This window comes from Shimia sagamensis (assembly GCF_900182745.1).
GTDB lineage: Bacteria > Pseudomonadota > Alphaproteobacteria > Rhodobacterales > Rhodobacteraceae > Shimia > Shimia sagamensis.
On the sequence record NZ_FXTY01000009.1, the window covers coordinates 133,656 to 159,740 of the forward strand.

The 26,085-nt window shown below is 57.8% G+C and carries 24 protein-coding genes; 17 read left to right on the forward strand and 7 right to left on the reverse strand.

The features are described from left to right. Positions 1-32: 32 nt before the first annotated feature. Together betA and QOL67_RS19370 are read left to right on the forward strand one after the other, a co-directional pair. Entirely contained in the window at positions 33-1,688 is a 1,656-nt protein-coding gene (gene betA, locus QOL67_RS19365; protein ID WP_283427634.1) for a choline dehydrogenase, read from the forward strand. 92 nt (positions 1,689-1,780) lie between these two features. After that, complete coding sequence (locus QOL67_RS19370; protein ID WP_283427635.1) at positions 1,781-2,020, forward strand: HP1242/YdcH family protein; 240 nt, start codon at positions 1,781-1,783, stop codon at positions 2,018-2,020. Here QOL67_RS19370 and QOL67_RS19375 read toward each other — a convergent pair. From QOL67_RS19375 to QOL67_RS19385, 3 genes are all read right to left on the reverse strand, one after another. Next, complete coding sequence (locus tag QOL67_RS19375) at positions 2,002-2,826, reverse strand: alpha/beta hydrolase (RefSeq protein ID WP_283427636.1); 825 nt, start codon at positions 2,824-2,826, stop codon at positions 2,002-2,004. The genes QOL67_RS19370 and QOL67_RS19375 overlap by 19 nt on opposite strands. Beyond that, complete coding sequence (locus QOL67_RS19380; protein ID WP_283427637.1) at positions 2,816-4,216, reverse strand: helix-turn-helix domain-containing protein; 1,401 nt, start codon at positions 4,214-4,216, stop codon at positions 2,816-2,818. Before QOL67_RS19380 ends, QOL67_RS19375 begins: the two co-directional genes overlap by 11 nt. A gap of 196 nt (positions 4,217-4,412) precedes the next feature. Continuing rightward, positions 4,413-5,627: a multidrug effflux MFS transporter gene (locus tag QOL67_RS19385; RefSeq protein ID WP_283427638.1), complete on the reverse strand. Its 1,215-nt coding sequence runs from the start codon at positions 5,625-5,627 to the stop codon at positions 4,413-4,415. A 218-nt stretch (positions 5,628-5,845) separates the two neighbouring features. On the opposite strand from QOL67_RS19385, the gene QOL67_RS19390 reads away from it, so the two are divergent. The 9 genes from QOL67_RS19390 (at position 5,846) to QOL67_RS19430 (ending at position 13,295) form a co-directional block, all read left to right on the forward strand. Beyond that, positions 5,846-7,378: an acyl-CoA carboxylase subunit beta gene (locus tag QOL67_RS19390; RefSeq protein WP_283427639.1), complete on the forward strand. Its 1,533-nt coding sequence runs from the start codon at positions 5,846-5,848 to the stop codon at positions 7,376-7,378. 49 nt (positions 7,379-7,427) lie between these two features. Continuing rightward, a complete protein-coding gene (locus QOL67_RS19395; protein WP_283427640.1) occupies positions 7,428-7,853 on the forward strand; it encodes a hypothetical protein in 426 nt (141 codons plus the stop codon). Positions 7,854-7,937: 84 nt separating this feature from the next. Next, the gene (locus tag QOL67_RS19400; protein ID WP_283427641.1) at positions 7,938-8,291 is read left to right on the forward strand and encodes a hypothetical protein; all 354 of its coding nucleotides are present in this window, start codon (positions 7,938-7,940) and stop codon (positions 8,289-8,291) included. Next, positions 8,288-8,782, forward strand: coding sequence for a DUF6497 family protein (locus QOL67_RS19405; RefSeq protein WP_283427642.1), 495 nt, complete (start codon positions 8,288-8,290; stop codon positions 8,780-8,782). Before QOL67_RS19400 ends, QOL67_RS19405 begins: the two co-directional genes overlap by 4 nt. A gap of 202 nt (positions 8,783-8,984) precedes the next feature. Beyond that, the gene (locus tag QOL67_RS19410) at positions 8,985-9,131 is read left to right on the forward strand and encodes a hypothetical protein (protein WP_283427643.1); all 147 of its coding nucleotides are present in this window, start codon (positions 8,985-8,987) and stop codon (positions 9,129-9,131) included. 81 nt (positions 9,132-9,212) lie between these two features. Next, positions 9,213-9,569: a hypothetical protein gene (locus tag QOL67_RS19415; RefSeq protein WP_283427644.1), complete on the forward strand. Its 357-nt coding sequence runs from the start codon at positions 9,213-9,215 to the stop codon at positions 9,567-9,569. 313 nt (positions 9,570-9,882) lie between these two features. Beyond that, positions 9,883-10,083 (forward strand): hypothetical protein, encoded by a 201-nt coding sequence (locus QOL67_RS19420; RefSeq protein WP_283427645.1) that lies wholly within the window; start codon positions 9,883-9,885, stop codon positions 10,081-10,083. Between the two features lie 155 nt (positions 10,084-10,238). Further along, the gene (locus tag QOL67_RS19425; protein WP_283427646.1) at positions 10,239-12,269 is read left to right on the forward strand and encodes an acetyl-CoA carboxylase biotin carboxylase subunit; all 2,031 of its coding nucleotides are present in this window, start codon (positions 10,239-10,241) and stop codon (positions 12,267-12,269) included. A 111-nt stretch (positions 12,270-12,380) separates the two neighbouring features. Further along, complete coding sequence (locus tag QOL67_RS19430; protein ID WP_283427647.1) at positions 12,381-13,295, forward strand: aldo/keto reductase; 915 nt, start codon at positions 12,381-12,383, stop codon at positions 13,293-13,295. 37 nt (positions 13,296-13,332) lie between these two features. Here QOL67_RS19430 and QOL67_RS19435 read toward each other — a convergent pair whose 3' ends face one another. Then, positions 13,333-13,818 (reverse strand): DUF4174 domain-containing protein, encoded by a 486-nt coding sequence (locus QOL67_RS19435; protein WP_283427648.1) that lies wholly within the window; start codon positions 13,816-13,818, stop codon positions 13,333-13,335. Between the two features lie 111 nt (positions 13,819-13,929). Here QOL67_RS19435 and QOL67_RS19440 point away from each other — a divergent pair, with 111 nt between their 5' ends. After that, the gene (locus tag QOL67_RS19440; RefSeq protein ID WP_283427649.1) at positions 13,930-14,889 is read left to right on the forward strand and encodes a hypothetical protein; all 960 of its coding nucleotides are present in this window, start codon (positions 13,930-13,932) and stop codon (positions 14,887-14,889) included. Between the two features lie 24 nt (positions 14,890-14,913). Beyond that, complete coding sequence (gene scpA / locus QOL67_RS19445; protein WP_430458977.1) at positions 14,914-17,040, forward strand: methylmalonyl-CoA mutase; 2,127 nt, start codon at positions 14,914-14,916, stop codon at positions 17,038-17,040. 101 nt (positions 17,041-17,141) lie between these two features. On the opposite strand, the gene QOL67_RS19450 is transcribed toward scpA, so the two are convergent. Together QOL67_RS19450 and QOL67_RS19455 are read right to left on the reverse strand one after the other, a co-directional pair. Continuing rightward, positions 17,142-18,599, reverse strand: a complete 1,458-nt coding sequence (locus QOL67_RS19450; RefSeq protein WP_283427651.1) for a sensor histidine kinase — start codon at positions 18,597-18,599, stop codon at positions 17,142-17,144. Then, positions 18,596-19,339, reverse strand: coding sequence for a response regulator transcription factor (locus tag QOL67_RS19455; RefSeq protein WP_283427652.1), 744 nt, complete (start codon positions 19,337-19,339; stop codon positions 18,596-18,598). Before QOL67_RS19455 ends, QOL67_RS19450 begins: the two co-directional genes overlap by 4 nt. Positions 19,340-19,568: 229 nt before the next feature. Between QOL67_RS19455 and QOL67_RS19460 the strand changes: the two genes are divergently transcribed. The 4 genes from QOL67_RS19460 (at position 19,569) to QOL67_RS19475 (ending at position 23,736) form a co-directional block, all read left to right on the forward strand. After that, complete coding sequence (locus QOL67_RS19460; protein ID WP_283427653.1) at positions 19,569-20,813, forward strand: ABC transporter substrate-binding protein; 1,245 nt, start codon at positions 19,569-19,571, stop codon at positions 20,811-20,813. A gap of 62 nt (positions 20,814-20,875) precedes the next feature. Then, positions 20,876-21,748, forward strand: a complete 873-nt coding sequence (locus QOL67_RS19465) for a carbohydrate ABC transporter permease (protein ID WP_283427654.1) — start codon at positions 20,876-20,878, stop codon at positions 21,746-21,748. Next, positions 21,741-22,634 (forward strand): carbohydrate ABC transporter permease, encoded by an 894-nt coding sequence (locus QOL67_RS19470; protein ID WP_283427655.1) that lies wholly within the window; start codon positions 21,741-21,743, stop codon positions 22,632-22,634. The genes QOL67_RS19465 and QOL67_RS19470 overlap by 8 nt, the downstream gene beginning before the upstream one ends. A gap of 4 nt (positions 22,635-22,638) precedes the next feature. Continuing rightward, positions 22,639-23,736 carry an ABC transporter ATP-binding protein gene (locus QOL67_RS19475; RefSeq protein WP_283427656.1) on the forward strand — a complete coding sequence of 366 codons (1,098 nt, stop codon included), beginning with the start codon at positions 22,639-22,641 and terminating at the stop codon, positions 23,734-23,736. 72 nt (positions 23,737-23,808) lie between these two features. Here the strand turns inward: QOL67_RS19475 and QOL67_RS19480 are convergent, their stop codons facing one another. Beyond that, complete coding sequence (locus QOL67_RS19480) at positions 23,809-26,067, reverse strand: methyl-accepting chemotaxis protein (RefSeq protein ID WP_283427657.1); 2,259 nt, start codon at positions 26,065-26,067, stop codon at positions 23,809-23,811. Between the last annotated feature and the right edge of the window lie 18 nt (positions 26,068-26,085).

Consider the following 26,085-nt stretch of genomic DNA (forward strand, 5'->3'; position numbering starts at 1 on the left):
CCCAATTGGCGGCTCTGTCAGGAAAGATCAAGATGCAGGCAGATTATGTGATTGTTGGTGCCGGTTCAGCGGGGTGCGCGATGGCGTACCGGCTGAGTGAGGCGGGCAAGTCGGTACTCGTGATCGAACATGGGGGCACCGATGCGGGGCCGTTTATTCAGATGCCAGCGGCGCTTAGCTATCCGATGAACATGAGCCTCTATGACTGGGGCTACAAAACGCAGCCGGAGCCGCACCTGGGTGGTCGGACCTTGGTATGCCCCCGTGGTAAGGTGATTGGTGGGTCGAGCTCGATCAACGGTATGGTCTATGTACGTGGACATGCTGGGGATTATGACCACTGGGCTGAGAGCGGTGCGGATGGTTGGGCCTATGCGGACGTTTTGCCGTATTTCAAACGCATGGAGAACTGGCACGAGAGTGGGCAGGGGGGGGATGCGGATTGGCGTGGCTCTGACGGGCCGTTGCATATCAGCCGAGGGCCACGGAACAACCCGCTCCACAGCGCCTTTGTGGAGGCGGGGCGGCAAGCGGGCTATCCGGTGACAAACGACTACAACGGGCAGCAGCAAGAGGGCTTTGGCCCGATGGATATGACCGTTTACAAAGGGCAGCGTTGGTCGGCGGCCAATGCCTATTTGAAGCCAGCATTGAAACGCGAGAACTGCGAGCTTGTGCGGGGATTGGCGCGCAAAGTTGTGATCGAAAATGGTCGCGCTGTCGGGGTGGAAATTGAGCGTGGTGGTCAGGTTCAAGTGGTCCGTGCCAACACCGAGGTGATCTTGTCGGCGTCTTCGTTGAACTCACCCAAGTTGTTGATGTTGTCTGGCATTGGCCCTGCGTCGCACTTGGCGGAGCATGGTATTGAGGTGATCGCGGATCGCGCCGGCGTGGGGCAGAATTTGCAGGACCACCTTGAGGTCTACATGCAGATGGCCTGTAAGCAGCCGATCACGCTTTACAAATATTGGAACCTGATCAGTAAGGGGCTGATTGGCGCGCAGTGGTTGTTTACCAAAGCGGGTCTGGGTGCGTCTAACCAGTTTGAAACGGCTGGGTTTATTCGGTCGCGCACCGGGATTTCCTATCCAGACATTCAGTATCACTTCCTGCCCATTGCGGTGCGCTATGATGGCCAAGCGGCTGCTGAAGGGCACGGATTTCAAGCACATGTGGGGCCGATGCGCTCACCGTCGCGCGGTGCAGTCACGTTGGCATCCTCTGATCCCAAGGCCGCACCCAATATCTTTTTCAACTACATGTCGTCCGAGCAGGATTGGGAAGACTTTCGCGCTTGTATTCGTCTGACGCGGGAGATTTTTGCGCAGGACGCGATGTTGCCGTTTGTGAAAAGTGAGATCCAGCCGGGAGCAGACCTGCAGACGGATGATGAGATCGACAGCTTCATTCGCGAACACGCGGAGAGTGCGTATCACCCCTGTGGTACCTGCAAGATGGGCAGTGTGGAGGATCCATCGGCCGTGGTGGACAGTGAGTGCCGGGTGATTGGCGTGGAGGGCCTGCGTGTGGCGGACAGCTCGATCTTCCCACGTATCACCAATGGCAATCTGAATGGACCGTCGATCATGACCGGTGAGAAAGCTTCTGATCACATCCTAGGGCGGCGGTTGCCATCATCAAATGCCGAGCCATGGGTGCATCCGGCGTGGGAAAATACGCAGCGCTGAAGCGTGTTTTTGACGGTGACTTGATCCGCGTCAAAGAGACGGTGAATGTGCAGGGCTAAGGTGTGTGCGACTTAGGCAAAAGGAGCGAACACATGTCCAACACCCCACACGAGCTGGCTGCGGAATTCCCTGAATTTGTTGAGAAAATGCATGAGCTGAAAGTCAGCGATAAGCATTTTGCAAAGCTGGCAGAGGACTATCACGAACTGAACCGCAAGGTGCATGCGGCGGAGACCAATGTGGCCCCACGTGAAGAGCTTTCTGAAGTGGATCTGCGCAAGCGTCGCGGTGCGATGAAAGATGAGATCTACGCCTATCTCAAGGCAAACTGATTGATAAACTTGGTCAGTTGCGGCCAAGTGTCGGTGCGCCACAGGCCGGTGTGACCGGCGCCCGGTGCTTCGACAAAAACCTTATCTCTCGAGGGGGCGGCAGCAAAAATCTGTCGCCCCATTTCTATGGGAATGAGGTTGTCTTCGCTGCCGTGCAATATCAGAAAGGGCAAGGTGATACTCTCGGCGCGAGACAGGCTGTCCCATTGATTTGACAGGTGTTTTGTGAAGCCGCCGTTCCCGGGATAGTGGTGGGCGGCCATGGCGGCGATCGAAGTGTAAGGCGCTTCCAGAAGGATGGCATCAGGCTCCATCCCCGCCTCAAGCGCACCTAGGGTGACGGCGGCGCCAATACTCTCTCCATAGACCATAATAGGGGTCTGCATTGGGTGGACCAAGCTGTTGAAGATGGCGACAGTGTCGCTGATGATTGCGGCTTCTTGTGGGGTGCCAGTGCTACCGGAATAGCCGCGGTAAGCGGGCGCGACCAGACCGTAGCCGCGCTGTAACAGCAGGTCAAAGCGGGAGGCTCGGTTAGCGAGATTTCCTGCGTTTCCATGCAGATAGAAGATCACAGGCTTGCCAGAGGCGGGTGGGGCCGCCCAAACAATCAGAGCTTCGCCGTCGTGGTGAAAGACCTCTTCGCTTACGGTAGGAAGGTTTACGTCGCCAGGTGCGACACGGGTGTCGTCCAGCGGGTAGATCATCAAGCGTTCCAGTAAGGGTGCGGCCACCACAAGCATGAAGGCTAGCATCACGCAAAACGCGCCGAGCCGGAACAGGAACTGCGCCAATCTAACCCACATCGTAGGGCAACACGCCGCGGGCGTTTTCGTTGATGGTCAGGCGGCGTTCCAGTGGCGGCACAGAGCGTTGGTGGCAGTGGGTGCGTTCGCAGATGCGGCAAGAAATGCCAATGGGTTCAAAGGCCTGTGGGTTGTCGAGCTCCATATGGTCGGCATAAACCAGCGCGTCAGCATGGCGGATTTCACAGCCCAAAGCGATGGCGTAGCGGCGCACAGGCGCTCCAAAGTGGCCGCCGGATTTGGACACATCCCGCGCCAATGAGATGTAGCGCACACCGTCCGGGGTTTCGGCCAATTGGCGCAAGAAACGCCCCGGCGTTTCAAAGGCGCGGTGTACGTTCCAGAGGGGGCAGGCGCCTCCAAAACGGGCAAATTGCAGCCGTGTTGCAGAGTGGCGTTTGGTGATGGTGCCGGCCTGATCCACGCGCACAAAGAAGAAGGGAATACCTTTGTTTCCGGGGCGTTGCAGGGTGGAAAGCCGGTGTGCGACTTGTTCAATAGAGGCCCCAAATCTGTTGGACAATAATTCCAGATCGTGGCGGGTGTCTCGTGCGGTTTGCAGGAAGGTGCTGTAGGGCATGAGGGCGGCGCCAGCGTAGTAGTTGGCGAGGCCAATTTTGGCGATGGAGCGCGCGGCGTCGGACTGGAAGCGGGCGAAGTCCAATGTGGCTTCGAGGAGTTGACCGTTTTGCAGTAGGGCAACTTGCAGAAGGAGTTGAAATGTTTGGGTTTCTGGCTGGGCGTAGCGGGAGATCTGCAGGCGCTTATGTTCGGCATCGTAGTGGCGCAATTGGTCGATGTCAGTGAAGGCGACGGAGATGCCGGTGTCTTTCAAGGTTGCCAGCGCTGCCGCGCGGATGCCGCCGTGCTCTACCGCGCCTTGGGCGAAGCGTTCTGCGGCGTGGTCAACGGCGTCTATGTAGTTGTCACAATAGTGAAAAAAGTCGCGGACCTCGTCCCAGGGGCTGGCCTGCATTTGTACGTCTTGGCGGCCAAGCGCCTCGTCAAGGGAGGCAAGGCGTTCGTGGGTTTGGCGATAGGCACGGTGCAGTTCGAGAAAAGCGCGGGCCAAGGCCGGCGCGTTGGAGGCGGTAAGGCGCAAATCTGCCAGAGGTGCGGAGGCTTCGGCCAGCACGGGATCGGCCAAGGCTTCGCGCATGTCAGACACCAGGCGCTCGCTGTCACCGGTGCTTAACTCCGTGACATCTAAGCCAAACTCCTGTGCGAGCGCGAGAACAACCGTGGTGGACACCGGGCGGTTGTTGTTCTCCATCTGGTTCAGATAAGGCAGGGAGACCCCTAGTTTTTGCGCAAAATCTTTTTGCGTCAGGGTGAGCCGTGTGCGGATTTCGCGTAGTTTGGCACCTGCGTAGAGCTTCTGCGTGGGCATGCGACTCCTCCCGATTGCATAGCTGCAAAGATAGCTTTGCAAAGTTGCTTGCGCCAGAGGGCAAATGGAGCTGCGGCGTTTGGTCGTTAACCGGCGAGATTTGTGGCGATTTTCGCGTCGGTATGACGTCTGTATCGCGGCTGTTTTGCGAAGGTGGGGATTTGTGTCGCGCAGAGGTTAATCGCGCGACCTAAAATCAGACACCTATGTATTTCTCACGGCGGACCACCGCAAGGATTGAGGTCACGCCCAGTACCGAAGTTGCCAACATCAACCATAAGAGCGGGAAGGCTCCGGTTTCTGGTGTGAGCAACGCGCCAGCGAGGGCGGAGAGCGCTGCGCCGCCGCCTATCATGATGGCGCCTGCGAGACCGGAGGCGGTGCCTGCGAGGTGGGGGCGCACAGACAGGGCGCCGGCAGTGGCGTTGGGGATGGCCAAGCCGTTGCCAATGCCAACAAAGGTCATAAAGCCAAAGAAGATTTCTGCGGAGCCAAAGCCTGCGGCAAAGATCGACAGGGAGGCGGCTACGCCGAGGCCACAGATCATGCAGCCCGTGGTGACCATGCGATTGATGCCAACGCGGGCAGAGTAGCGGCCAGACAGGAAGTTGCCGATGAAGTAGCCAACAGCAGGGGCGCCGAAATAGACACCCATCTGTGCCGCGCTCATGCCAAAGAGTTCGGTGGCCACAAAAGGGGCGCCGCCGAGGTAGGCAAAGAAGGCGCCGGAGGTGAAACAATTGGCCAGGGAGTAGCCCCAGAAGCGCGGGCTGGTCAGAAGCTCGGGATATTCGCGGAATTGTTGGCCAAGGGTGAGGCCGCTGCTGGATTTGGTTTCACCCAGGTCGCGGTATGTCAGCCAGAAGATGGCAATACCGGTGCCAAACAGGAGCCAGAAACTGGCCTGCCAGCCAAAGGCGTTATCAAGTAGACCGCCAAGGGCAGGGCCGAGCATAGGCACCACGGTCATGCCCATGGTGACGTAGCCAATCATCGAGGCGGCTTCATCAGCGGAGACCATGTCGCGTACCACAGCGCGGGACAGCACCATGGCGACAACCACTGCGGCTTGTAACATGCGGAAGGTCAGGAAAATCGCGGCGTTGGGGGCGTAGATGCAGCCGAGAGTGGCCACCAGAAAGATTGCGAGGCCCGCCAGGATCACCGGGCGGCGGCCGAGCTTGTCGCTGATTGGGCCAACCACAATTTGCAACACGGCATTCACACCCAGATAGACCGCGATGGACAACTGCATCACGCCATAGTCGGTGTCGAAATACTCGGTCATCGACGGCAAGCTGGGCAGGAAGATGTTCATGCTCAACGCAGAGACCCCGGCCAGCAGGATCAAAGTGAAGATGTTTGGTGGTGTGGTTCGGTCCAAGAATTGACCGCGGGCTAAGCTGCTCATGTCCTAAGAGGTAGGAGTGCGATCCCGGAATGTCCATGGATTAATTTCAATTGTGAAGTATTTGCAGGTTTGCAATTAGCTTAGCATTGCCTCTCGGAGGTTTGCAAATTTGCGGGAAAGTCCTTTTGCGGTTGCAGCAACGCGGGTATGGTCTGTCGCAAAGCTTTTGGGGGCAGTGTGTTTTGCGCCTGTCCAAATCGACGAATGAGGGCCCAGCCATGAAAGACATTCTGCAACAGTTGGAAGAGCGCCGTGAAGTTGCCCGTTTGGGTGGTGGTCAGCGCCGCATCGACAGTCAGCACAAAAAAGGCAAACTGACGGCGCGTGAGCGGATTGAGTTGCTTTTGGACGAGGGCAGTTTTGAAGAGTTTGACATGTTCAAAACCCATCGTTGCACCGAGTTTGGCATGGAAGAGCAGCGGCCTGCGGGCGACGGTGTGATCACCGGTTGGGGGACGATCAATGGCCGAATGGTCTATGTCTTCTCCCAGGACTTCACTGTGTTTGGTGGCTCCTTGTCGGAAACTCATGCGCAGAAGATTTGCAAAATTCAGGACATGGCGATTCAAAACGGTGCCCCAATTATTGGCCTGAACGATTCTGGTGGGGCGCGTATTCAGGAAGGTGTGGATTCGCTGGCCGGTTATGCTGAAGTGTTTCAGCGCAATATCATGGCGTCGGGCGTGGTGCCGCAGATTTCCGTGATCATGGGCCCCTGTGCCGGCGGCGCGGTGTATTCACCAGCGATGACCGACTTCATCTTTATGGTGAAAGACACATCTTATATGTTTGTGACCGGTCCGGATGTTGTGAAGACCGTGACCAATGAGGTTGTGACCGCAGAAGAACTGGGTGGGGCGAGCACGCACACCAAGAAGTCCTCGGTTGCCGATGGTGCGTTTGAGAACGACGTTGAGGCGCTGACCGAAGTGCGCCGCTTGGTGGACTTCCTGCCACTCAACAACCGCGAGAAGCCGCCGGTGCGTCCGTTCTTTGATGAACCGGGGCGGGTTGAGACGTCTCTGGACACATTGGTGCCGGAAAACGCCAACACGCCATACGATATGAAAGAGCTGATCGCCAAAGTGGCGGACGAAGGTGATTTCTACGAAATTCAGGAAGACTACGCCAAGAACATCCTGACCGGCTTTATCCGTTTGGAAGGTCAGACTGTGGGTGTGGTTGCAAACCAGCCGATGGTGCTGGCGGGCTGTCTGGACATCGACAGCTCCCGCAAGGCGGCGCGGTTTGTGCGCTTCTGTGATTGCTTTGAAATTCCGATCCTGACGCTGGTGGATGTGCCGGGCTTCTTGCCGGGGACCAGCCAGGAATATGGCGGCGTGATCAAACACGGCGCAAAACTGTTGTTTGCCTATGGCGAGGCCACGGTGCCGAAAGTGACCGTGATCACCCGCAAAGCCTATGGTGGCGCTTATGATGTGATGGCGTCCAAGCACCTGCGCGGTGATTTCAACTACGCCTGGCCCACGGCAGAGATTGCGGTGATGGGTGCCAAAGGTGCAACCGAGATTATCCACCGGGCAGACCTCGGTGATGCGGAGAAAATCGCAGCCCATGCGCAGGATTATGAAGAGCGGTTTGCAACACCTTTTGTGGCAGCAGAGCGTGGCTTTATTGATGAGGTGATCCAGCCCAAATCCACCCGTAAACGGGTGAGCCGGGCGTTTGCGAGCCTGCGCAACAAAAAGCTCGAGAACCCATGGAAAAAGCACGACAACATTCCGCTGTAATGACCTATAGGTGGATTCGCTAACAGTTCACCACAAGGATAAATTGAAAATGCGTGTACTTACTATTGCCTCCTGCGTTTTGTTTGCGTTGCCATTGGCAGCGCAGGCGCAGAGCTGTCGCGGCGTCCAGTCACTTGATTTGGGCAACGGGACACAGGCCTGTGTTGTGAAGATTGAAGAAGGCGCAATCACCACAACAAAAACGCGGGACGATCATGCCAGCACCCAAAAGCACAAGAGGGCACAGCCGATGGTTGGGGCGATTATGGCCGGACCAGTGCCTTCCAAGCGGGCCACGGTGAAAAAGCAAATGCTGGCAATGTGCAAAGCCACGCAAGCCAAAGTAAGCGCACAGTTTGCCAACCAAAAATACAACCGCGTCATTCTGATCCAAGATTGGACCAAGGCAGGTGGCGATGTTCAGGCCGGATTTTCGTCCGACACATGCAAAGGGTTTCGGTTCTTTGACAGCTAAAGTGACATATCATGTTGCTCCGGAGCCTGCCGCGATTGCGGCAGGCCCCTTGATGCAAGCAGATGTCAAAGAAGGCATGCCGCAATGAGCCGGAGCCGCTGGCATATCCAACGTGAAGGTGACGCGCTCACCATGAGCCGTCGCTTACCGGTGCGCTGGGACGTGGTGGCGGAGACGTCGCTGCCGGATGCGGGCTTGCTGCGCACGGCACAGCAGGTGCGCCAGGATATGTGGCGGGCGTTGCAGGATTTGCGAGGCTTTGCGCCCACCGTTGAGGTGCGTCGCGAGGCCGGGCGGCTTTATGTGAAAGCGGGCGGTGCGGTGGATGGCGCGGTGGCCAAAGGTCATGCGCAGGCCATCATTGCCGAGATTCTGGACTGTCCTGAGCGGCGGGCCCGCTGGCGGCGGTTTGCGCAACATCGGGGGGCGTCCTCATGAAATTTGTGACGCCACGTAAGGCTTTGGCGCAAAAAACTTTCGCATCTCGCATATTTTTTGCAGCTTTTACAAAAGAACTGTGCAAGCGTGCGACTCAAGTTACGATATCCGCCGCGTTTGGAGGGGCCCTCTTGGGCGCGGCCACGGCCGGGGTTTTGGAGGAGACCCCGGTCGTGCCCTCAGGCAACGATCTCCATCTTCAGGAAATTCTATACGAAACCCGCGTGGACGAGAGCCGCGTGGCGCGGTTTCGCTACATCATGCCGCTGATCCGGCAGGGCGTGGAGTTTTCGGAGATCGAGCAAGACTTCTTTCATCTGTGCATTGGCGTCGCAGTGCCGTATCTCGCCATACAGGATGAAACAGTCGATCAGGTGATCATTTCCATGGCGGACAGAGAGACCACATTTGGCGAGGCCACACAGTTGGCCACGCAATTTTTTGAAGCATTCAGCGTGCAGGACGGCACCTGTATCTGGGAGGGCTTTTGATGACACCACTAGATATTGTTAACGCTAAGGCCAATGAGCAAGACATTGCGACTTTGCGGTCACAGCAGATGAGCTTGGCCTCGTATCTGTATCTTTTTGCAGAGCATTTGCGTAATCTCCGCCCGTGTCCCCAACGTGGGGCACTGAGGCAGGCAGGGCAAATCCGCCCTGTTTGGACACGAAACAATGAGTGGAGAACAAGATGTCCAAGAGCATCAAGACATTCCTCGCGATCGGCCTCGTGGCCATCGTGGCAGCCTGTGGTCAAGACGAGCCGCTGGAAGAATATGTTGTGGTCGACCCAGAGCCGATCTCTTCTGAGCCAACTTACACTGGCAAATACAAGTAAGGCTTCGTGCCTGACTGGCGGGCAGGCCACACGGCCTGTTCGCACTCCCGCGCCCCTCCCTTTGATCCGGGGAGATGTGGCATGATCAAGCATCGCGGGTTCCCCGGACGTCTGCCGGGATCGGATTTTCAATTCACCATTCGTCGCGCCAACCCCAAAGGGGTGACGCCAATCACTGTTCGAGAGCGGTTCAAGGATCGCAGGCCTGCTGACCGGCGCGCCGATGCTGGCTTTATGGCGGCGTTGTGGGAGTGCTTTGGCGATCAGCCGTTTGAGCGTGGCAATCTAGATGCCGGTCGATTGAGCTGGCTGTTTGGGCGAGAAGTGGTCGCGGTTGAAGAGGATTTTGACCCCGAAGACTATGAGGCGTTGCTGGTCATTGATGAGGCTGTGGCGCGGATTTCGTTCCCGGACGCATTTGAGGATGATTGGGCGTAATGTTGCCGATGCCACGACATAATGGGCAAGCGATTGCCCAAAGCGGCACAGAGGCAAAATTGCCTCTGTTTTCCGTGGCTTGTCGTGGCAGTGTCTTTCTCATGGAGCGGCGCCATAATGCGCGTCGGTCCTGTAACAGTGTATTCCGTTACCCTTCCCCTTTCGGGTGGTCCTGTGTTGTCCCTTCAGGATCACCCGTTTTTTCTGCGGTGCTTGCGCGTCGGGTCAAAACGGGTGAGATTGTGGGGATAATAGCAGCGCAGTCGGACAAAAGATCCGCTCGTGATTCCAAAGAGGGAAAAGGTACAGGCATATGCGTATCACAGCAGCAATTTCTATTTTTGCGCTCATCGGACTGTCGGCTTGTGGCCGCACCGTGGGCGAGCAAGCGCTCATTGGCGCCGGGGCGGGCACCGTGGCGGCAGCAGCAGTCGGTGGCAGTCTGGCAGCCGGTGCGGTTGTCGGCGGCGCGGCCAACGCGATCTATTGTCAAGAATTCGCCACCAGTTGTTGAGCGCGCACGCGCGCCGCAAGGTGATTTGAATTGTCCGGCTGAGTTGCAGCCGGTCCCGAACCCAAAGCCATCGACGTGCGTCAGCACGGCGGTGGCTTTTTTGTTGCCTATGCAAGCTGCTGTCGCGGCTCGCGAAGACCAAGAAGGACGATAAGATGTTCGACAAGATCCTGATTGCCAACCGGGGCGAAATTGCCTGCCGTGTGATCAAGTCTGCCCAGAAGATGGGTATCAAGACTGTGGCTATTTACTCTGACGCCGACAAGCAGGCGCTGCATGTGCAGATGGCAGATGAAGCCATTCACATTGGTCCACCACCTGCGAACCAATCTTACATCGTCATCGACAAAGTGATGGACGCGATCAAACAGTCCGGCGCGCAAGCGGTGCATCCGGGCTACGGTTTCCTGTCGGAGAACGCAAAATTTGCTGAGGCGCTGGCTGCCGCAGGCGTGGCGTTTGTGGGCCCGCCTAAAGGTGCCATCGAAAAGATGGGAGACAAGATCACCTCTAAGAAAATCGCGCAGGAGGCTGGTGTCTCTACCGTGCCGGGCTATATGGGCCTGATTGAGGACGCGGATGAGGCGGTCAAGATCTCCAATGAGGTTGGCTATCCGGTGATGCTGAAAGCCTCCGCTGGTGGCGGTGGCAAAGGCATGCGGATTGCGTGGAACGATGAGGAAGCCCGCGAAGGCTTTCAGTCGTCCAAAAACGAGGCGGCCAACAGCTTTGGTGATGACCGGATTTTCATCGAGAAGTTTGTGACCCAGCCACGCCATATTGAGATTCAGGTGCTGTGTGATGCCCATGGCAATGGCGTCTATCTGGGAGAGCGCGAGTGTTCGATCCAGCGTCGCCAGCAGAAAGTTGTGGAAGAAGCTCCAAGCCCGTTTTTGGATGAAGCCACGCGGAAAGCGATGGGCGAGCAGTCTGTCGCGCTGGCCAAAGCGGTGGGCTATGCCTCTGCTGGGACCGTGGAATTCATCGTTGATGGGGAGAAGAATTTCTACTTCCTGGAGATGAACACCCGTTTGCAGGTGGAACACCCCGTGACCGAGCTGATCACCGGTGTCGATCTTGTGGAGCAGATGATCCGTGTGGCCAATGGTGAGCCTCTGAGCATCACGCAGGATGACGTGAAATTGCAGGGTTGGGCGATTGAAAACCGTCTCTATGCGGAGGATCCTTATCGCAACTTCCTGCCGTCGATTGGCCGCCTGACCCGTTATCGTCCGCCAGCCGAGACCAAAGCCTACGCTCCTGGTGTGCAGCCGGGTGATGCGGGCGAGGTGGTCGTGCGCAATGACACCGGCGTCTATGAAGGCGGCGAGATCAGCATGTATTACGATCCGATGATCGCCAAGCTGTGCACCTGGGCGCCCACCCGTGACAAAGCGATTGAAGCGATGCGCGTGGCGCTAGACAGCTTTGAGGTGGAAGGCATTGGTCACAACCTGCCGTTCCTGAGCGCGGTGATGGATCACCCGATTTTCATCAAAGGCGACATGACCACTGCGTTTATCGAAGAGCAGTATCCTGAGGGCTTTGACGGCGTTGCGTTGCCGGAAGATCAGCTGAAGCGCGTGGCGGCAGCCGCGGCGGCGATGTATCGGGTGGCGGAAATCCGGCGTACCCGCGTGTCGGGCCGTATGGACAACCACGAGCGCCGGGTTGGCAAGAAATGGGTTGTGTCTGCACAGGATCAGGATTTTGCCGTGAAGGTGAAGGCTGATAAGAAAGGCTCCACCATCAAGTTTGAGGATGGCAGCAAGCTGCGTGTGTCGTCCAAGTGGACGCCGGGAGATCAGCTGGCAACCCTGAAAGTCGGCGGCGAGACGCTGGTGCTGAAGGTTGGCAAAGTGCCGGGCGGGTTCCGGCTTCGCACCCGTGGCGCCGATATGGTTGTGCATGTGCGCACGCCGCGTCAGGCGGAGTTGGCCAAGCTGATGCCGGAAAAAATTGCGCCGGATACGTCCAAGCTGTTGCTGTGTCCGATGCCAGGTTTGATCGTGAAGGTCGACGTGGCAGTGGGTGACGAGGTGCAGGAAGGCCAGGCGCTGTGCACCGTGGAAGCCATGAAGATGGAAAACATCCTGCGGGCGGAGAAAACCACTGTGGTCACCAAGATCAACGCGGCGGCAGGTGACAGCCTCGCGGTGGACGATGTGATCATGGAGTTTGAATAACGCCTGAAACGTAGTCGCCCGGCTGTTGGCCGGGGAGCCCCCGACCGTCCCCATTGGGCGGGGGCTTTTCCCCCCACCCGCGGTCGGGGACCGCCCTTTGCGGAAATTGCCATGTCAGATGACGCGCTAGTTTTATCCACGACGACACCGATCGGCCCGTTTGAGGTTGGTCGGCTGGCCTACGGTTGCTGGCGGTTTTCCGGCAGCTCGGTGGCGGATGCCACGGCGAAGATTGAGGCGGCCTTGGAGATTGGCGCCAATCTGGTCGACACTGCTGCCATTTACGGTTTTGGCGAAGAAGGGTTTGGCGGGGCTGAGGCTGTTTTGGGCGAAGTGTATGCGGCCAATCCGGGATTGCGGGACAAGACCGTGCTGGTCACCAAAGGCGGTATTCATCCGCCGGTGCCCTATGATAGCCGCGCATCCAACCTCATTGAGAGCTGCGAAGGCTCGCTCGCGCGGCTCAAGAGTGATGTGATTGACGTGTTTTTGGTACATCGACCGGACCTGCTGGCCTCCTACGACGAGGTGGCGGAGGCGCTGACGCAGCTGCGGGCGGCGGGAAAGATTCGAGAGGCAGGTGTGAGCAACTTCACGCACACACAGATCCGGGCGTTGCAGAGCAAGTTGGATTTTGCGCTGGCGGCCAATCAGCCGGAGTTCTCACCGCTGGCCATCGCGCCGTTGGATGACGGTACATTGGACATCGCGCAGGAGTTGAACCTGGCGATTATGGCGTGGTCGCCGCTGGGAGGCGGGCGTTTGACGGCAGTGCATCAGCCAGAGGCGGGTACGCAGGAGGCGCGGGTTTTGGCGGTGCTGGATGGCATTGCCACACGTGACGGTGTGGGCGTGGATCATGTGGCGTTGGCCTGGGTGTTGGCACATCCGGCGGTGAGCATGGCGTTGATTGGCACGCAGAATGTGGACCGGATCAAAGACAGTGCCAAAGCCTATGATGTGACGTTGAGCCGTCAGGATTGGTATGACGTGCTGGTGGCGGCACGTGGGGTGCCGATGCCGTGATTTTGCGCGGGAGACATATCCCGTCGCAGGCTGCTGCTTATGGTTGGCGGCGGTCGCGAATTTCCTGCTGGCGCAGCGGGTTTTTGTCGATGGAGGCCGAGATTTCGCGCACCGTCCAAGGCTCGGGTTTGCGCAGGTATACAATGCCGTCTTTGCCCACCAAGGCCATCATGAAGCCCCGCGGGCGCAGCTTTGTGCGCAGCGCGGATTTGGCGGCGGGATCGGTGTCTGTGAGCACCACCACATCGCGCTCGATCAGTTCTTCGGGGAAAGCTTCGACCAGTTCGATTTGCCGGATGAAACGTGGATCGCGTTCGGTGTCGGCAAAGACCACAAACACGCGGTTTAACCAGAGGTATTCCTCCAATTCGGCATTGAGGCCAGATTGTATTAATTCCGGTGCATTTTCTACCACGGTTTCTGCAGTGGCGGGGGCGTCTTCTGAGGTGGATTCAGTGGCTTGTGCGGCGGCGCCGGAGGCGGCCAGAAAACCTGTCAGAACAAAGGCTAAGCGGTGTGTCATCGTCTCTCCTGTTCCGACCAATATAGGGGGTGTTTGTGGCAATACGAACCCCTTTGATAAAGTCGGTCAAATTTTAACGCCGGTTAACAGCATTTCCATGGGTGATGCGGCATGATGGTGGCCCTTGTATATCCGGCCAGCCCTGAGGGTATGGCCCTCAAAAAGGTGCGCAAAGCCATGGATGTCATCCTACATGTCGGGGCCCATCTGAGTGGGGTTTCCACGCTCGCCAGCTATCTCAACCGCAACCGCCGTCCGCTTGAGGCCCATGGCCTAAAGGTCTGGACACCGGAGGTCACCCGAAAAGGGCTGTTTGACGGGCTGACACTGAAGTCCGGTCTGGACGGGGTGGCGCGACGTCGGGCGCGTGGGGCCGGGCGAGTGCAACTGCGCTGTGCCATGTTGGAGCGTGAACGGGTGCGCGAGCTGTTGGTTTTGGAACCCAATATGCTTGGCGCAATGGAAAGCAACATTGCCAGCGAACGGCTTTATCCTGCTGCGGGCGAGCGCGTGGCCCGTATGGTGCATGCCTTTGGCGGGCGTGTGAAACGGGTTGTTCTGGGCATGCGCGCGCTTGAGGACTACTGGGGTGGGGCAATGGCCCATGCGCTTCAGATGGGTGCGGATGTGCCGAGTGAGGCCACAATGGACCGGTTGGTCACGCAGCCACGCAGTTGGCGCAAGGTGGTGCAGGACGTGGCCTGTGCAGCGCCGAATGCGGAGATTTTGGTGCTGCCCTATGAGCGACTTGGCGAGCAGCCAGCGCGGGTTGTGGAATATGCGGTTAGCGGGCGGTTTGGCGCGCCAACCAATTTCCGTGTCAGTGGCCTGTCACATGTGCCGGAGTTGCCAGAGTTGCGCGAGTTTCTGGCGGATCGAGGGTTGGATGCCGAAAGCCTACCCGATGGCACCGAGCGCTGGCATCCGTTCAGCGCGTTTCAGGTTGATATATTACGCGAGATTTACGTTGAGGATTTGGCTTGGCTGCGTGCCGGGGCGGATGGCTTGGCGTTTCTCTTAGAAGAAAACGGGGGCAGCACGGCGCGACACGCCGGGCGCTTTGGCCCTTAAAGATCACAGACGAGGATGACACCAATGACGGACACCAAGAAATGGGCCGAACTGGCAGAGAAAGAGCTGCGCGGAAAGCCGCTTGAGGACCTGACGTGGAAGACGCTGGAAGGCATCGACGTCAAGCCGCTTTACACGGCGGAGGACACCGAAGGGCTGGACCACATGGGCGGCGTGCCCGGTGTTGGTCCGTTCACCCGTGGCCCCAAGGCCACCATGTATGCGGGCCGTCCGTGGACCATCCGTCAGTATGCGGGGTTCTCCACTGCCGAAGAATCCAACGCGTTTTACCGTCGCAACCTGGCCGCTGGTCAACAAGGGGTTTCTGTGGCCTTCGATCTGGCGACACACCGCGGCTATGACAGTGACCACGACCGTGTTGTGGGTGACGTCGGCAAGGCGGGCGTGGCAATTGACTCCATTGAAGATATGAAAATCCTGTTTGACGGCATTCCGCTCGATAAGGTTTCTGTGTCGATGACCATGAACGGGGCCGTGGTGCCAATTTTGGCCAGCTTCATTGTGGCTGGCGAAGAGCAGGGCCATGACAAGAGCCTGCTGGCGGGCACCATTCAGAACGACATTCTGAAAGAGTTCATGGTGCGCAACACCTATATTTACCCGCCTGAGCCGTCGATGCGGATCATTTCCGACATCATTGAGTACACCTCTAATGAGATGCCGAAGTTCAACAGCATTTCGATTTCCGGCTACCACATGCAGGAAGCGGGCGCGAACCTGGTGCAGGAGCTGGCCTATACGCTGGCGGACGGGCGCGAATATGTGCGGGCTGCGATGAACGCGGGCATGGATGTTGATAAATTTGCCGGGCGTCTGAGCTTCTTCTTTGCGATTGGCATGAACTTTTTCATGGAATCCGCCAAGCTGCGTGCCGCGCGGTTCCTGTGGCACAAGGTCATGACCGAGTTTGGCGCGAAAAATGAGCGCTCCAAGATGCTGCGCACACACTGTCAGACCTCTGGCGTTAGCTTGCAGGAACAGGACCCGTATAACAACGTGATCCGCACCGCTTATGAGGCGATGTCTGCGGTGTTGGGCGGCACACAGTCGCTGCACACCAACGCGCTGGATGAGGCGATTGCGCTGCCGACGGATTTCTCGGCCCGGATTGCGCGCAACACGCAGCTGATCCTGCAGGAAGAGACCGGCGTGACCAATGTGGTCGATCCATTGGCAGGCTCTTATTATGTTGAGGCGCTGACCGATGATCTGATCCAGAAAGCCTGGGCGTTGATGGAAGAGGTTGAGGAGATGGGCGGCATGACCAAGGCGGTTGCGTCCGGTATGCCGAAACTGCGCATTGAAGAGAGTGCGGCGACCCGTCAGGCGATGATCGACAAAGGTGATGAAGTCATTGTGGGTGTGAACAAGTACCGCAAAGACAATGAAGACCCGATCGACATTCTGGACGTGGACAACGTGGCGGTGCGCGAAAGCCAGGTGGCGCGTCTGGCGCAAATCCGGGCAGATCGCGATAGCGCGGCCTGTGATGCGGCTCTGGCAAACCTGACCAAAGTGGCAAGCGAAGGTGGCAACCTGTTGGCGGCAGCTGTGGAAGCGGCGCGGGCACGGGCTACGGTAGGAGAAATCAGCATGGCAATGGAGAAGGAATTTGGTCGTCATCGGGCCGAGGTGAAGACATTGGCAGGTGTTTATGGCGCGGCCTATGAGGGCGATGAAGGTTTTGCGGCTATTCAGAAATCCATCGAGGATTTTGCCGAGGAGGAAGGTCGACGCCCGCGTTTGCTGGTGGTGAAAATGGGCCAAGACGGGCACGACCGTGGGGCGAAAGTGATTGCAACCGCGTTTGCCGACATTGGGTTTGATGTTGATGTCGGCCCGCTGTTCCAAACACCGGAAGAGGCGGCGCAGGATGCGGTGGACAATGATGTGCATGTGGTGGGGATTTCCTCACAGGCCGCTGGTCACAAGACATTGGCGCCGCAGCTGATTGAGGCGTTAAAAGGCAAAGATGCAGAGGACATTCTGGTGATTTGTGGCGGGGTGATCCCGCAACAGGACTATGAATTCTTGCAGAATGCCGGAGTGAAGGCGATCTTTGGTCCGGGCACCAACATTCCGGACGCGGCGCAGAACATTCTGCAGCTGATCCGCGATGCGCGAACGTAAGGCGTTGGGGGCTGTCTGCCCCCAAACCCCCGAGGATATTTTGGGAATGAGAAAACGGGGTGTGCGGGAAGCCGCAGCCCCTTTTTTAATGGACTGTTGGGTCAATGGCGCTGGATCTTGATGCAGGCGCGCATGCCGGCGGTGCCTGCTTCAAAGGAGAGGGCGCCGCCGTGCTGTTCAGCCACGGTGGCGACAATGGTCAGGCCCAAGCCGTAGCCTTCGATCGTTTGGGTGTTGTCGCCGCGCGTGAATGGCGCCACCGCGGCTTCGATTTCGGCGGCGGTCATGCCCGAGCCTTCGTCTTCAACTGTGATTGTCGCGTGGTCGGCACTGGCCACCAGCTCAACCTTGGCTTTGCGCCCATATTTGAGGGCGTTTTCTATCAGGTTCGTGATGGCACGCTTGAGCGAGATCGGGCGGGCAGATACCAGAATGCGTTGCTCAGAGGGCAGTGTGCCACGACCGGCGTTGGACATGAACACCGAGCCGCCACCCTGAAACGACGGGGTTTCCAAGGCGGCCAGGGTGACGGGCTGGCCGGTGTCTTGATAATCGTCCACCAGCGCTTCGACCAAGGAGGTCAGCGACAATTCACGGGGCGCTTCTTCGTTGAGTTCGGCGCGGGTGTAGGTCAGCACGCTTTCGATCATCCCTGTCATGCTGTCGATGTCGGCTTCAAATTTTTCGCGCAGCTCCGCATCCTGAACCAGAGCGGCGCGCAGGCGCAGGCGGGTGGCCGGGGTGCCGAGATCGTGGCTCACGCCAGACAGCACGGTGGCGCGCTTGGCAATTTGGTCGCGTTCGCGCCCGAGGTATTGGTTTACCGCCTGCACAATGTCGCGCAGTTCTTCGGGGCCTTGCACCGGGTAGCGTTGCGGGCCGCCAAGGCGGCGGTGGTTGCGCAGGGTGCGGGCGAAGCGTTCAAAATGGGCAGAGGTGTCACGCACAAGTGTGGTGAAGATGGTCATCGACACGATGGCCAACAGCACGGCCAGCAGTCGGTAGTCGGTGGGCGCGGCATCACAGCCCCAAACAGCGCGCCCGTCCACATGTTTCCAGTCTTGCGCCCCCATACGGGCGTATAAAATGGGCTCGCTGCAATAGGTGGCCAGAAGCTGGGTAACCCGGCCAAGCTTTTGCGCCGCAGACTGGCGCTCATTGGAGACCAGTTCCGAGACGTTGTAGCGCAGGCTGTCTGAGACAATCACCAGGGCGAGGGTTTCGCCTGACACAGGGTCATGGCCTTGGCCTTTGAGGGAGACATGAGTCACAAACGCCGGTTTGGGCACGCCTGGGAGTTGCAAAAATTCCCTCTGGGAGACCAAATCCTGGTTGGTCTGGCTTAAGGTTTGAATGTCGACATTGACCGGTGGATCAGCGCGGGTGCGCAGGCTGTCGTAGAGTGAAACGCCGGTGACGTAGCTGCGGGTCAGGTGGTCGCGCCATCCGTTGCTGGAAGCGGACCAGAGCCATGCGGTGCCGTAAGCTGTGGCAAAGCAGGCAAACACCAGAAATAGACCCAGCGATTGCAGGCGGAAGCCTTGCGACCTTGAGATCATTGATCGTCCTCAACCACAACGTCCACAGCAAAGACATAACCGACGCCGCGCTGTGTGCGCAGCAGTTCCGGGATTTTGGGATCCGCTTCGATTTTGCCACGCAGTCGTCCAACCAAAACGTCGATGGCGCGGCCCGGGTTGCCGGACCCGAGGTCTTGACCATCGCCGGTCACGTCCAGTGCGGTGTTGATCTCTTCGCGGGTCAGTGGGATGTGCGGGTTGCCGAGGAAGACCTTGAGCAGCGCGGTTTCTTTGCGCGACAGGCTGACCTGGTAGCCTTGGGGCGAGGTAACTTCGTCGCGTTTGGCGTCATACCACCAGCCGCCAAAGCGGAAGGTGGAGATGCTGCGGCGGTAGGTCAGCGAGCTGCTGCGTTTGGCGCGGTGCAAGACGGCTTTCACCCGCGCGAGCAACAAGTTGGGATTAAACGGCTTGGCGATGTAGTCATCGGCGCCCACTTCATAGCCGGCCATGCGATGGTGATCTGCTGACAGGGCGGAGACCAGAATGACGGGCACATCCTGCTCGCTGCGCAGGCGCTTGCAAATGTCGACGCCGTATTCGTCACCCAGCATCACGTCGAGCAGGATCAGGTCAACGCGGCCACTGCCCAGTTGGTCGCGAATGGTGCTCTCGCTGTCGCAGGGCAAAGCGATGAAACCGTTTTGACGCAGAAATTGCGTCAGCATGCCGCGCGTTTCCGCATCGTCATCAACCACCAACAAACGTGGAATCGTCATCTCCGCCTCCCCCTGTTCTCCCTGCCACTCCCCACAGCAGGCTGACATGTTGCTTGCTTTGTAACACCGTGCAACAAAATCAAGGCCTAGGTAACAGCGTGTAACAGAACCCCTGATTTTGTGACATGGCAAAGGCCAAACCGGGATTTGGTGGATTGTGACACCCCCATGCGGTTTGGCAGGAATGAGGCAGCGCTGCTCAGTTGGGCAGTGATTTTGGGAGGAAATAATGAAAAAATCCGTATTCGCGGCCGCCGTTGTTGCGTCGCTTGTGGCATCCAACATTGCAAAGGCTGAACCTCAGGCAGAAGTTCTGCACTGGTGGACATCTGGCGGTGAAGCCAAATCTGTGGCTGTGCTACAGAAAGAATTTGCTGACAATGGCGGCACCTGGACCGACATGCCGGTGGCCGGTGGCGGCGGTGACGCGGCGATGACCGCGCTGCGTGCACGCGTGTTGTCGGGCAACGCGCCAACTGCTGTCCAGCTGAAAGGCCCTGCGATTGCCGAGTGGTACGAAGAGGGTGTTCTGGCTGACATTTCCGACGTTGCTGAAGCGCAAGGTTGGGCCGATGTTTTGCCTGCGTCCATCGCGGGTCACATGAAATGTGAAGGCACATGGTGCGCGGCGCCGGTAAACGTACACCGGATTGACTGGATCTGGGCCAATGCCGACATCCTGAAAGCCAACGACATCGCCATGCCCACCACTTGGGCGGAATTCAACACCGCAGCAGACACGCTGATGGCAGCGGGCATCATTCCTCTGGCCCACGGTGGTCAGGCTTGGCAAGACGCCACTGTGTTTGAAGCTGTGGCTCTGGGCCTAGGCGGCGCCGAGTTCTTCCAGAGCGCCTTTGTGGATCTGGACATGGACACGCTGAAGTCTGACAAAATGGTCGAAGTGTTTGATCAGATGCGTAAGCTGCGCGGCTACGTAGATGGCAACTTCTCGGGCCGCGATTGGAACTTGGCAACTGCCATGGTTATGAACGGCGAAGCGGCGTTCCAGATCATGGGCGACTGGGCCAAAGGTGAATTCCTTGCTGCGGGCAAAGTGCCAGGCGAAGATTTCCTCTGTGTGTCGACACCGGGCGATGGGTTCCTTTACAGCGTGGACAGCTTTGCCATGTTCAACGTGGACGGCGACGACAAGCAAAGCGGTCAGAAACTTCTGGCCGAGCTGATTGTTGGCAAGAGCTTCCAGAAAGTGTTCAACCTGAACAAAGGTTCGATCCCTGCACGGACCGATGTTGCTCTGGATGAGTTTGACTCCTGCGCCCATACGTCGGCGGCGGATATGGCCTCCAGCAACAAAGAAGGCTCCCTGTTGCCAAGCTATGCCCACGGCATGGCGCTGCGCGGTGCACAGGCCGGTGCCATCACTGATGTTGTGACAGCCCACTTCAACTCGGACATGTCTTCGGCTGACGCCGTTCAGATGCTGGCCGACGCGATCGCCAACTCGATGTAATCTCCCAGCCCCGTTCCGAAGGTTTCTTTCGGGGCGGGGCACCTAAATAAAGGGTCGTTGTTATGACCGAATGGCTTGAACGCCACGTGCCAAAGATGGTGCTTGCACCTTCTTTTGTGGCCGTCCTCATCTTTGTCTATGGCTTTATCATCTGGACCGGTTGGGTGTCTCTGACCCGCTCCAAACTGATGCCGAAATACGAAATCAAAGGCGTCATTCAGTATGAACGCCTGTTTGCCTCCCCACGCTGGGACACGGCGATGGACAACCTGTTCATCTTTGGGGGGCTGTTTATCGGAATTTCCCTGATCCTCGGCTTGTTTTTGGCCATTCTGCTGGATCAGAAAATCCGTGCGGAGGGTGTGCTGCGCACCATCTACCTCTACCCGATGGCACTTTCGATGATTGTGACCGGTACAGCCTGGAAATGGATCATGAACCCGGGCCTGGGTATTGAGGCCACCGTGCGCAATTGGGGGTTCGAGAGTTTTACCTTCAACTGGATCACCGATCCGAAAATGGCAATTTACGCGGTTGTGATTGCGGCCGTTTGGCAAGCCAGTGGCTTTGTGATGGCGCTGTTTTTGGCTGGGTTGCGCTCTGTTGATGAGGAAATCATCAAAGCCGCGCAGGTTGATGGCATTCCCACTTGGCGGATCTATTCGGCCATTATCATCCCGTCGATGGCACCGATTTTCCTGTCGGCCTTCATCGTGCTGGCGCACCTTGCGATCAAGAGCTTTGACCTTGTGATTGCGCTGACTGGCGGTGGTCCCGGCTACGCCACGGATCTGCCGGCAACCTATATGTATGCCATGGCGTTTTCGCGCGGTGACATTGGGCAAGCGGCCAGCTCTGCCATGGTCATGATGGGTGTCGTGTTCACCATTGTCGTGCCTTACCTGTACTCTGAATTGAGGGCGAAACATGACTGATTTCACCCAGAATTATCACCCGCCACGCCGCAGCTTTGGCCAATTGGCTTTGCGTTGGTTGTTGTTTGCTCTGCTTGGGTTGTTTGCGCTGTTCTATCTGATGCCGCTGTTTGTGATGGTCACTACCTCACTCAAAAGCTTGGAGGAAATTCGTACGGGTTCACTTGTGGCCTTGCCGCGTGATGTGACCTTCGAAGCGTGGAGCACGGCGTGGTCGGGCACTTGTACCGGCGTGAAATGTGAAGGTCTTCGGCCGTATTTCTGGAACTCGGTGCTGATGACCGTTCCGGCGGTGTTCCTTGCCACGTTGCTTGGTGCAGTGAATGGCTATGTGATTGCACAGTGGCGCTTCAAAGGGGCCAACTTGATTTTCGCGATGATGTTGTTTGGCTGCTTCATCCCGTTTCAAGTGGTTCTGCTGCCGATGGCCCGCAGCTTGGGCATTCTGGGATTGGCCGGGTCCATTCCAGGTCTGATCTTTGTGCATGTGATCTACGGGATTGGCTTCACCACGCTGTTTTTCCGCAACTACTATGTCACGATCCCAGCCGAGCTGACCAAAGCTGCTAAAGTCGACGGGGCTGGGTTCTTCCGGATCTTTTGGTCGATCTTCTTGCCGCTGTCGTTGCCCATCGTGGTTGTGACCGTGATCTGGCAGTTCACCAACATCTGGAACGACTTCCTCTTTGGGGTCAGTTTCAGCCAAGCGGGAACACAGCCGGTGACCGTGGCCCTCAACAACATCGTCAACTCCACCACAGGGGTGAAGGAATACAACGTCGATATGGCCGCTGCCATCATCGCCGCGCTTCCCACGCTGCTTGTCTATGTGGTGGCTGGCAAATATTTCATCCGCGGCCTGACCGCAGGCTCCGTGAAAGGTTAACCTCATGGCACCCATTCTGGATATCAATAACCTCTACAAGAACTACGGTTCTGTCGAGATTCTCAAAGACATCAATGTGGCGATTGAGCCTGGTGATTTCCTTGTGTTGGTCGGCCCGTCGGGCTGCGGCAAGTCCACACTCCTGAACTGTATTGCAGGGCTTGAGCCGATCACCGGCGGCACTTTGTCGATTGGGGGCAAAGACATGACCCATGTCAGCCCCAAGGACCGCGACATCGCGATGGTGTTTCAATCTTATGCGCTTTATCCAACCATGTCGGTGGCCAAGAACATCACCTTTGGCATGAAAGTGCGTGGCGTGGATGCGGCGACACAGGAGAGCAAACTCAAAGAAGTGGCGAGCCAGTTGCAGATTGAGCAGCTGCTGCACCGTCGCCCGGGGCAGCTGTCCGGTGGTCAACGGCAACGTGTGGCGATGGGGCGGGCGCTGGTGCGTGATCCCAAGCTGTTCCTGTTTGACGAGCCGCTCTCAAACCTCGATGCGAAGCTGCGTGTTGAAATGCGCTCCGAAATCAAAAAACTGCACCAAAACCTTGGGGCCACTATGGTCTATGTAACCCACGATCAGATCGAAGCCATGACTTTGGCGACCAAGATTGTGGTGCTCAAGGGCGGCGTTGTGCAGCAGATTGGCACGCCGGCGGAGATCTATAATCGTCCGGCCAACCTGTTTGTGGCGGACTTCATGGGCAGCCCGGCGATGAACCTGATCCCGGCGAAGGCCAGCAAGAACGGCAGCGGAACGCAGATTGAGATCGCGCGGGATGGTGCCGCACCCTTGGTGCTGACCGACACTCATGCGGAGAACCTGCCGCAGGATGTGATCTTGGGCCTGCGGCCTGAGGACATCGCCGAAGCGGGGTTCCGCGCTGGTGAAGATGTGCAGGTGGCTGAGTGTCATATCGACATGGTGGAACCGGCAGGCGCGGATACGTTTGTGGTCTCTGAACTTGGTGGCAAACAGGTTACGGCGCGCTTGCACGCGGAAACCGGAGCCGAGTCCGGCAAAGCGCTGTCTTTAGCGTTTGATTTGAGCAAAGTGTCCTACTTTGCCCCGGGCAGTGGTGAGCGGCTGAACTAAGTCGGTATCGATTGAAAACAAAAAGCCCGCTTGGTTTTGCCAAGCGGGCTTTTTGTTTGCGTACCGAGCACTTTACGCACTCAGGCGTTCCTCATCTTCGAACGCGTCCGGCACCTCAGCCTGTTCCGCGCCCTCCATGTCAAAGCGGGCGACAATACCGGAGAGGCTTTGCGCTTCGGCCAGTAGCATTTGACTTGAGGCCGCGGCCTCCTCGGCCATGGCGGTGTTTTGCTGTGTCACCGAGTCCAGTTCGCGCATCGAGGTATTGATGCTTTCCAGACCTGCGGATTGGGTGCGCACACCATCGGATATCTCGGTCACCAGATCGGACACAGAGGTGACCTGGGTGATGATGTTGGACAGGGCTTCACCTGCACGCCCCACCATATCCACCCCGTTGGAGACATGGTCTTCGCTGGCGCTGGTGAGTTTTTGAATTTGCCCTGCGGCGGTGGAGGCACGTTGTGCCAGGGCACGGACCTCGGAGGCCACGACGGCAAACCCGCTGCCAGCGCTGCCCGCGCGGGCGGCTTCGACACCGGCGTTGAGCGCAAGCAGGTTGGTTTGGAAGGCGATGTCATCAATCACGCCGATGATTTGCGTGATTTCGCTCGACGCGGTTTGGATTTGATCCATGGCTTCCACGGCGGAGGACACCACATCACGGCTGTTTTCTGCCTCACCACGGGCGGTTTGCATGACGCCGTCAACCCGTGTGGCGCGGTCCGCAGTGGCTTTCACGCCATCAGACAGCGCGTTTACAGCGTTGGCGGTGTCCTCAAGTGTGGCAGCGGCGCTTTCAGTGCGCTTTTCCATCACTGTTGCTGAGGATTTCTGCTCGTCGGAGTATTGGCCAACGTGCTGGGAGGCTTCGACAATGTCAGACATCAAGTCGCGCAGATTGGCCAGGCTGCGGTTAAAGTTCTCCCGCAGGATTTCGTAGTCGGCCACAAATGGCGTGTCTATGTCACAGGCCAGATTGCCGCGCTCCAGTTCAGACAATGCTTCGCTCATGGTTTCGACAACATCAGCAGTTTTGCGCGCGGATTCAGCTTCGCGCTCGGAGGCTTCATCAGCTCGTTTGAGTTTGTCGCGAAAGTCACCCATGGTGCGGGCCAAATCGCCAAGTTCGTCACCGCGTTCTTCGCCTGAAATGTCGATGTCGTAGTCACCTTCTGCCAAGGCATTTGTCACGCCACGCAGGGCTTGAATGGGTTTGGTGACACGGCTGGCGGCGATCCAAGAGACAATGATGGCGATGACCACAGAGGCCGCGATCATGGCGATGGCAATCATGCGGATTTGATGCACGGCTGCAAAGGCGGTGTCGTGGTCGGTTTCCATCACCAAAGACCAGTTGAAGCCGGGCACCTGCATGGGTTTGACCAAGCCGATCACATCGATGTTGGCAACGGATTCGACCGATTCAAAGAACGTGTCTTCGTGGGCTTGGGCGGCGACGATATGGGGCGCTTGCGGCAGTTGGGTAGAGACTTCAAACTGACCTTCGATCAGCGAGGGGCTGCGTGCGGTTCCGTCTGCGCCAACCAGGAAAAGGTTTTGATGGCCGCTGTCGTCCAGATTGGTGGACAAAGCGCTCGCAATGCGGGCGCTGGAGAGTTGCACCGCCAGAACGCCTGCGATGGTTTTCTTCTTGCTCAGGATTGGGATTGCGAGAAAGGCGCCGGCATCGCCGCCGGTGATCTCATAAGCGGCAAAATCAGAGGTGCTGATCTCGCCTGGCTTCGAATTGATCGCCGCTTTGAAAACTTGCCCCAATCCGGACTCGGCGTAGGCACCCTTGGAAAAGTCTTGAGCAAAGTCATCCTGCTTCATCACCGTGTAGAGCAGACGGCCTTCGGTGTTGAACAGGTAGATGTCTTCATAGCCGTTGAGGTTCAAGGAGCGCAGGAAGGTTGGATGATAACTGTTGTGGGATTGGCTGTAGTATTGCCCATCTCCCGGATCCACCAGCTTGGCGCGCTCGCCCACAGGATTGGGGTTATTGGTGATGTATGTGTCGGTGAGATATTTGAGAGGGTCGTCGGCCTCAATCATGCCAATCACACGGTCAAAATTGCTGATCGCGCGGAAGGTGGTGGGCTGATCGGCATTCATCACCAAATCACGCCGCACCGCATCAATCAAAGCCGCAATGGCCTGTTTGCCGGCGTTGGCGGTGGTTTCGTGGGAGGCATAGACATTCTGGCGAATGTTTTGCTCTGCCATACGATAAACAAGAAAGGACACGGTAACCAGAAACGTGGCTGTCAACGCCACCATCACAAGGGGTAGCTTCAGCGAAAGCGACAGCTTTTTGGCTCTGAACATTTTTTGCTCCTCACAAAA

What these genes read in the sequence shown, in the direction of transcription:
- QOL67_RS19385 (WP_283427638.1), bottom strand. Translation starts at nt 5,627, where the DNA reads ATGAGCAGCTTAGCCCGCGGTCAATTCTTGGACCGAACCACACCACCA.
- betA (WP_283427634.1), top strand. Translation starts at nt 33, where the DNA reads ATGCAGGCAGATTATGTGATTGTTGGTGCCGGTTCAGCGGGGTGCGCG.
- QOL67_RS19455 (WP_283427652.1), bottom strand. Translation starts at nt 19,339, where the DNA reads ATGACGATTCCACGTTTGTTGGTGGTTGATGACGATGCGGAAACGCGC.
- QOL67_RS19375 (WP_283427636.1), bottom strand. Translation starts at nt 2,826, where the DNA reads ATGTGGGTTAGATTGGCGCAGTTCCTGTTCCGGCTCGGCGCGTTTTGC.
- QOL67_RS19465 (WP_283427654.1), top strand. Translation starts at nt 20,876, where the DNA reads ATGACCGAATGGCTTGAACGCCACGTGCCAAAGATGGTGCTTGCACCT.
- QOL67_RS19400 (WP_283427641.1), top strand. Translation starts at nt 7,938, where the DNA reads ATGAGCCGGAGCCGCTGGCATATCCAACGTGAAGGTGACGCGCTCACC.
- QOL67_RS19395 (WP_283427640.1), top strand. Translation starts at nt 7,428, where the DNA reads ATGCGTGTACTTACTATTGCCTCCTGCGTTTTGTTTGCGTTGCCATTG.
- QOL67_RS19380 (WP_283427637.1), bottom strand. Translation starts at nt 4,216, where the DNA reads ATGCCCACGCAGAAGCTCTACGCAGGTGCCAAACTACGCGAAATCCGC.
- QOL67_RS19425 (WP_283427646.1), top strand. Translation starts at nt 10,239, where the DNA reads ATGTTCGACAAGATCCTGATTGCCAACCGGGGCGAAATTGCCTGCCGT.
- QOL67_RS19435 (WP_283427648.1), bottom strand. Translation starts at nt 13,818, where the DNA reads ATGACACACCGCTTAGCCTTTGTTCTGACAGGTTTTCTGGCCGCCTCC.
- QOL67_RS19415 (WP_283427644.1), top strand. Translation starts at nt 9,213, where the DNA reads ATGATCAAGCATCGCGGGTTCCCCGGACGTCTGCCGGGATCGGATTTT.
- QOL67_RS19450 (WP_283427651.1), bottom strand. Translation starts at nt 18,599, where the DNA reads ATGATCTCAAGGTCGCAAGGCTTCCGCCTGCAATCGCTGGGTCTATTT.
- QOL67_RS19420 (WP_283427645.1), top strand. Translation starts at nt 9,883, where the DNA reads ATGCGTATCACAGCAGCAATTTCTATTTTTGCGCTCATCGGACTGTCG.
- QOL67_RS19440 (WP_283427649.1), top strand. Translation starts at nt 13,930, where the DNA reads ATGATGGTGGCCCTTGTATATCCGGCCAGCCCTGAGGGTATGGCCCTC.
- QOL67_RS19405 (WP_283427642.1), top strand. Translation starts at nt 8,288, where the DNA reads ATGAAATTTGTGACGCCACGTAAGGCTTTGGCGCAAAAAACTTTCGCA.
- QOL67_RS19390 (WP_283427639.1), top strand. Translation starts at nt 5,846, where the DNA reads ATGAAAGACATTCTGCAACAGTTGGAAGAGCGCCGTGAAGTTGCCCGT.
- QOL67_RS19475 (WP_283427656.1), top strand. Translation starts at nt 22,639, where the DNA reads ATGGCACCCATTCTGGATATCAATAACCTCTACAAGAACTACGGTTCT.
- QOL67_RS19480 (WP_283427657.1), bottom strand. Translation starts at nt 26,067, where the DNA reads ATGTTCAGAGCCAAAAAGCTGTCGCTTTCGCTGAAGCTACCCCTTGTG.
- scpA (WP_430458977.1), top strand. Translation starts at nt 14,914, where the DNA reads ATGACGGACACCAAGAAATGGGCCGAACTGGCAGAGAAAGAGCTGCGC.
- QOL67_RS19460 (WP_283427653.1), top strand. Translation starts at nt 19,569, where the DNA reads ATGAAAAAATCCGTATTCGCGGCCGCCGTTGTTGCGTCGCTTGTGGCA.
- QOL67_RS19470 (WP_283427655.1), top strand. Translation starts at nt 21,741, where the DNA reads ATGACTGATTTCACCCAGAATTATCACCCGCCACGCCGCAGCTTTGGC.
- QOL67_RS19370 (WP_283427635.1), top strand. Translation starts at nt 1,781, where the DNA reads ATGTCCAACACCCCACACGAGCTGGCTGCGGAATTCCCTGAATTTGTT.
- QOL67_RS19430 (WP_283427647.1), top strand. Translation starts at nt 12,381, where the DNA reads ATGTCAGATGACGCGCTAGTTTTATCCACGACGACACCGATCGGCCCG.
- QOL67_RS19410 (WP_283427643.1), top strand. Translation starts at nt 8,985, where the DNA reads ATGTCCAAGAGCATCAAGACATTCCTCGCGATCGGCCTCGTGGCCATC.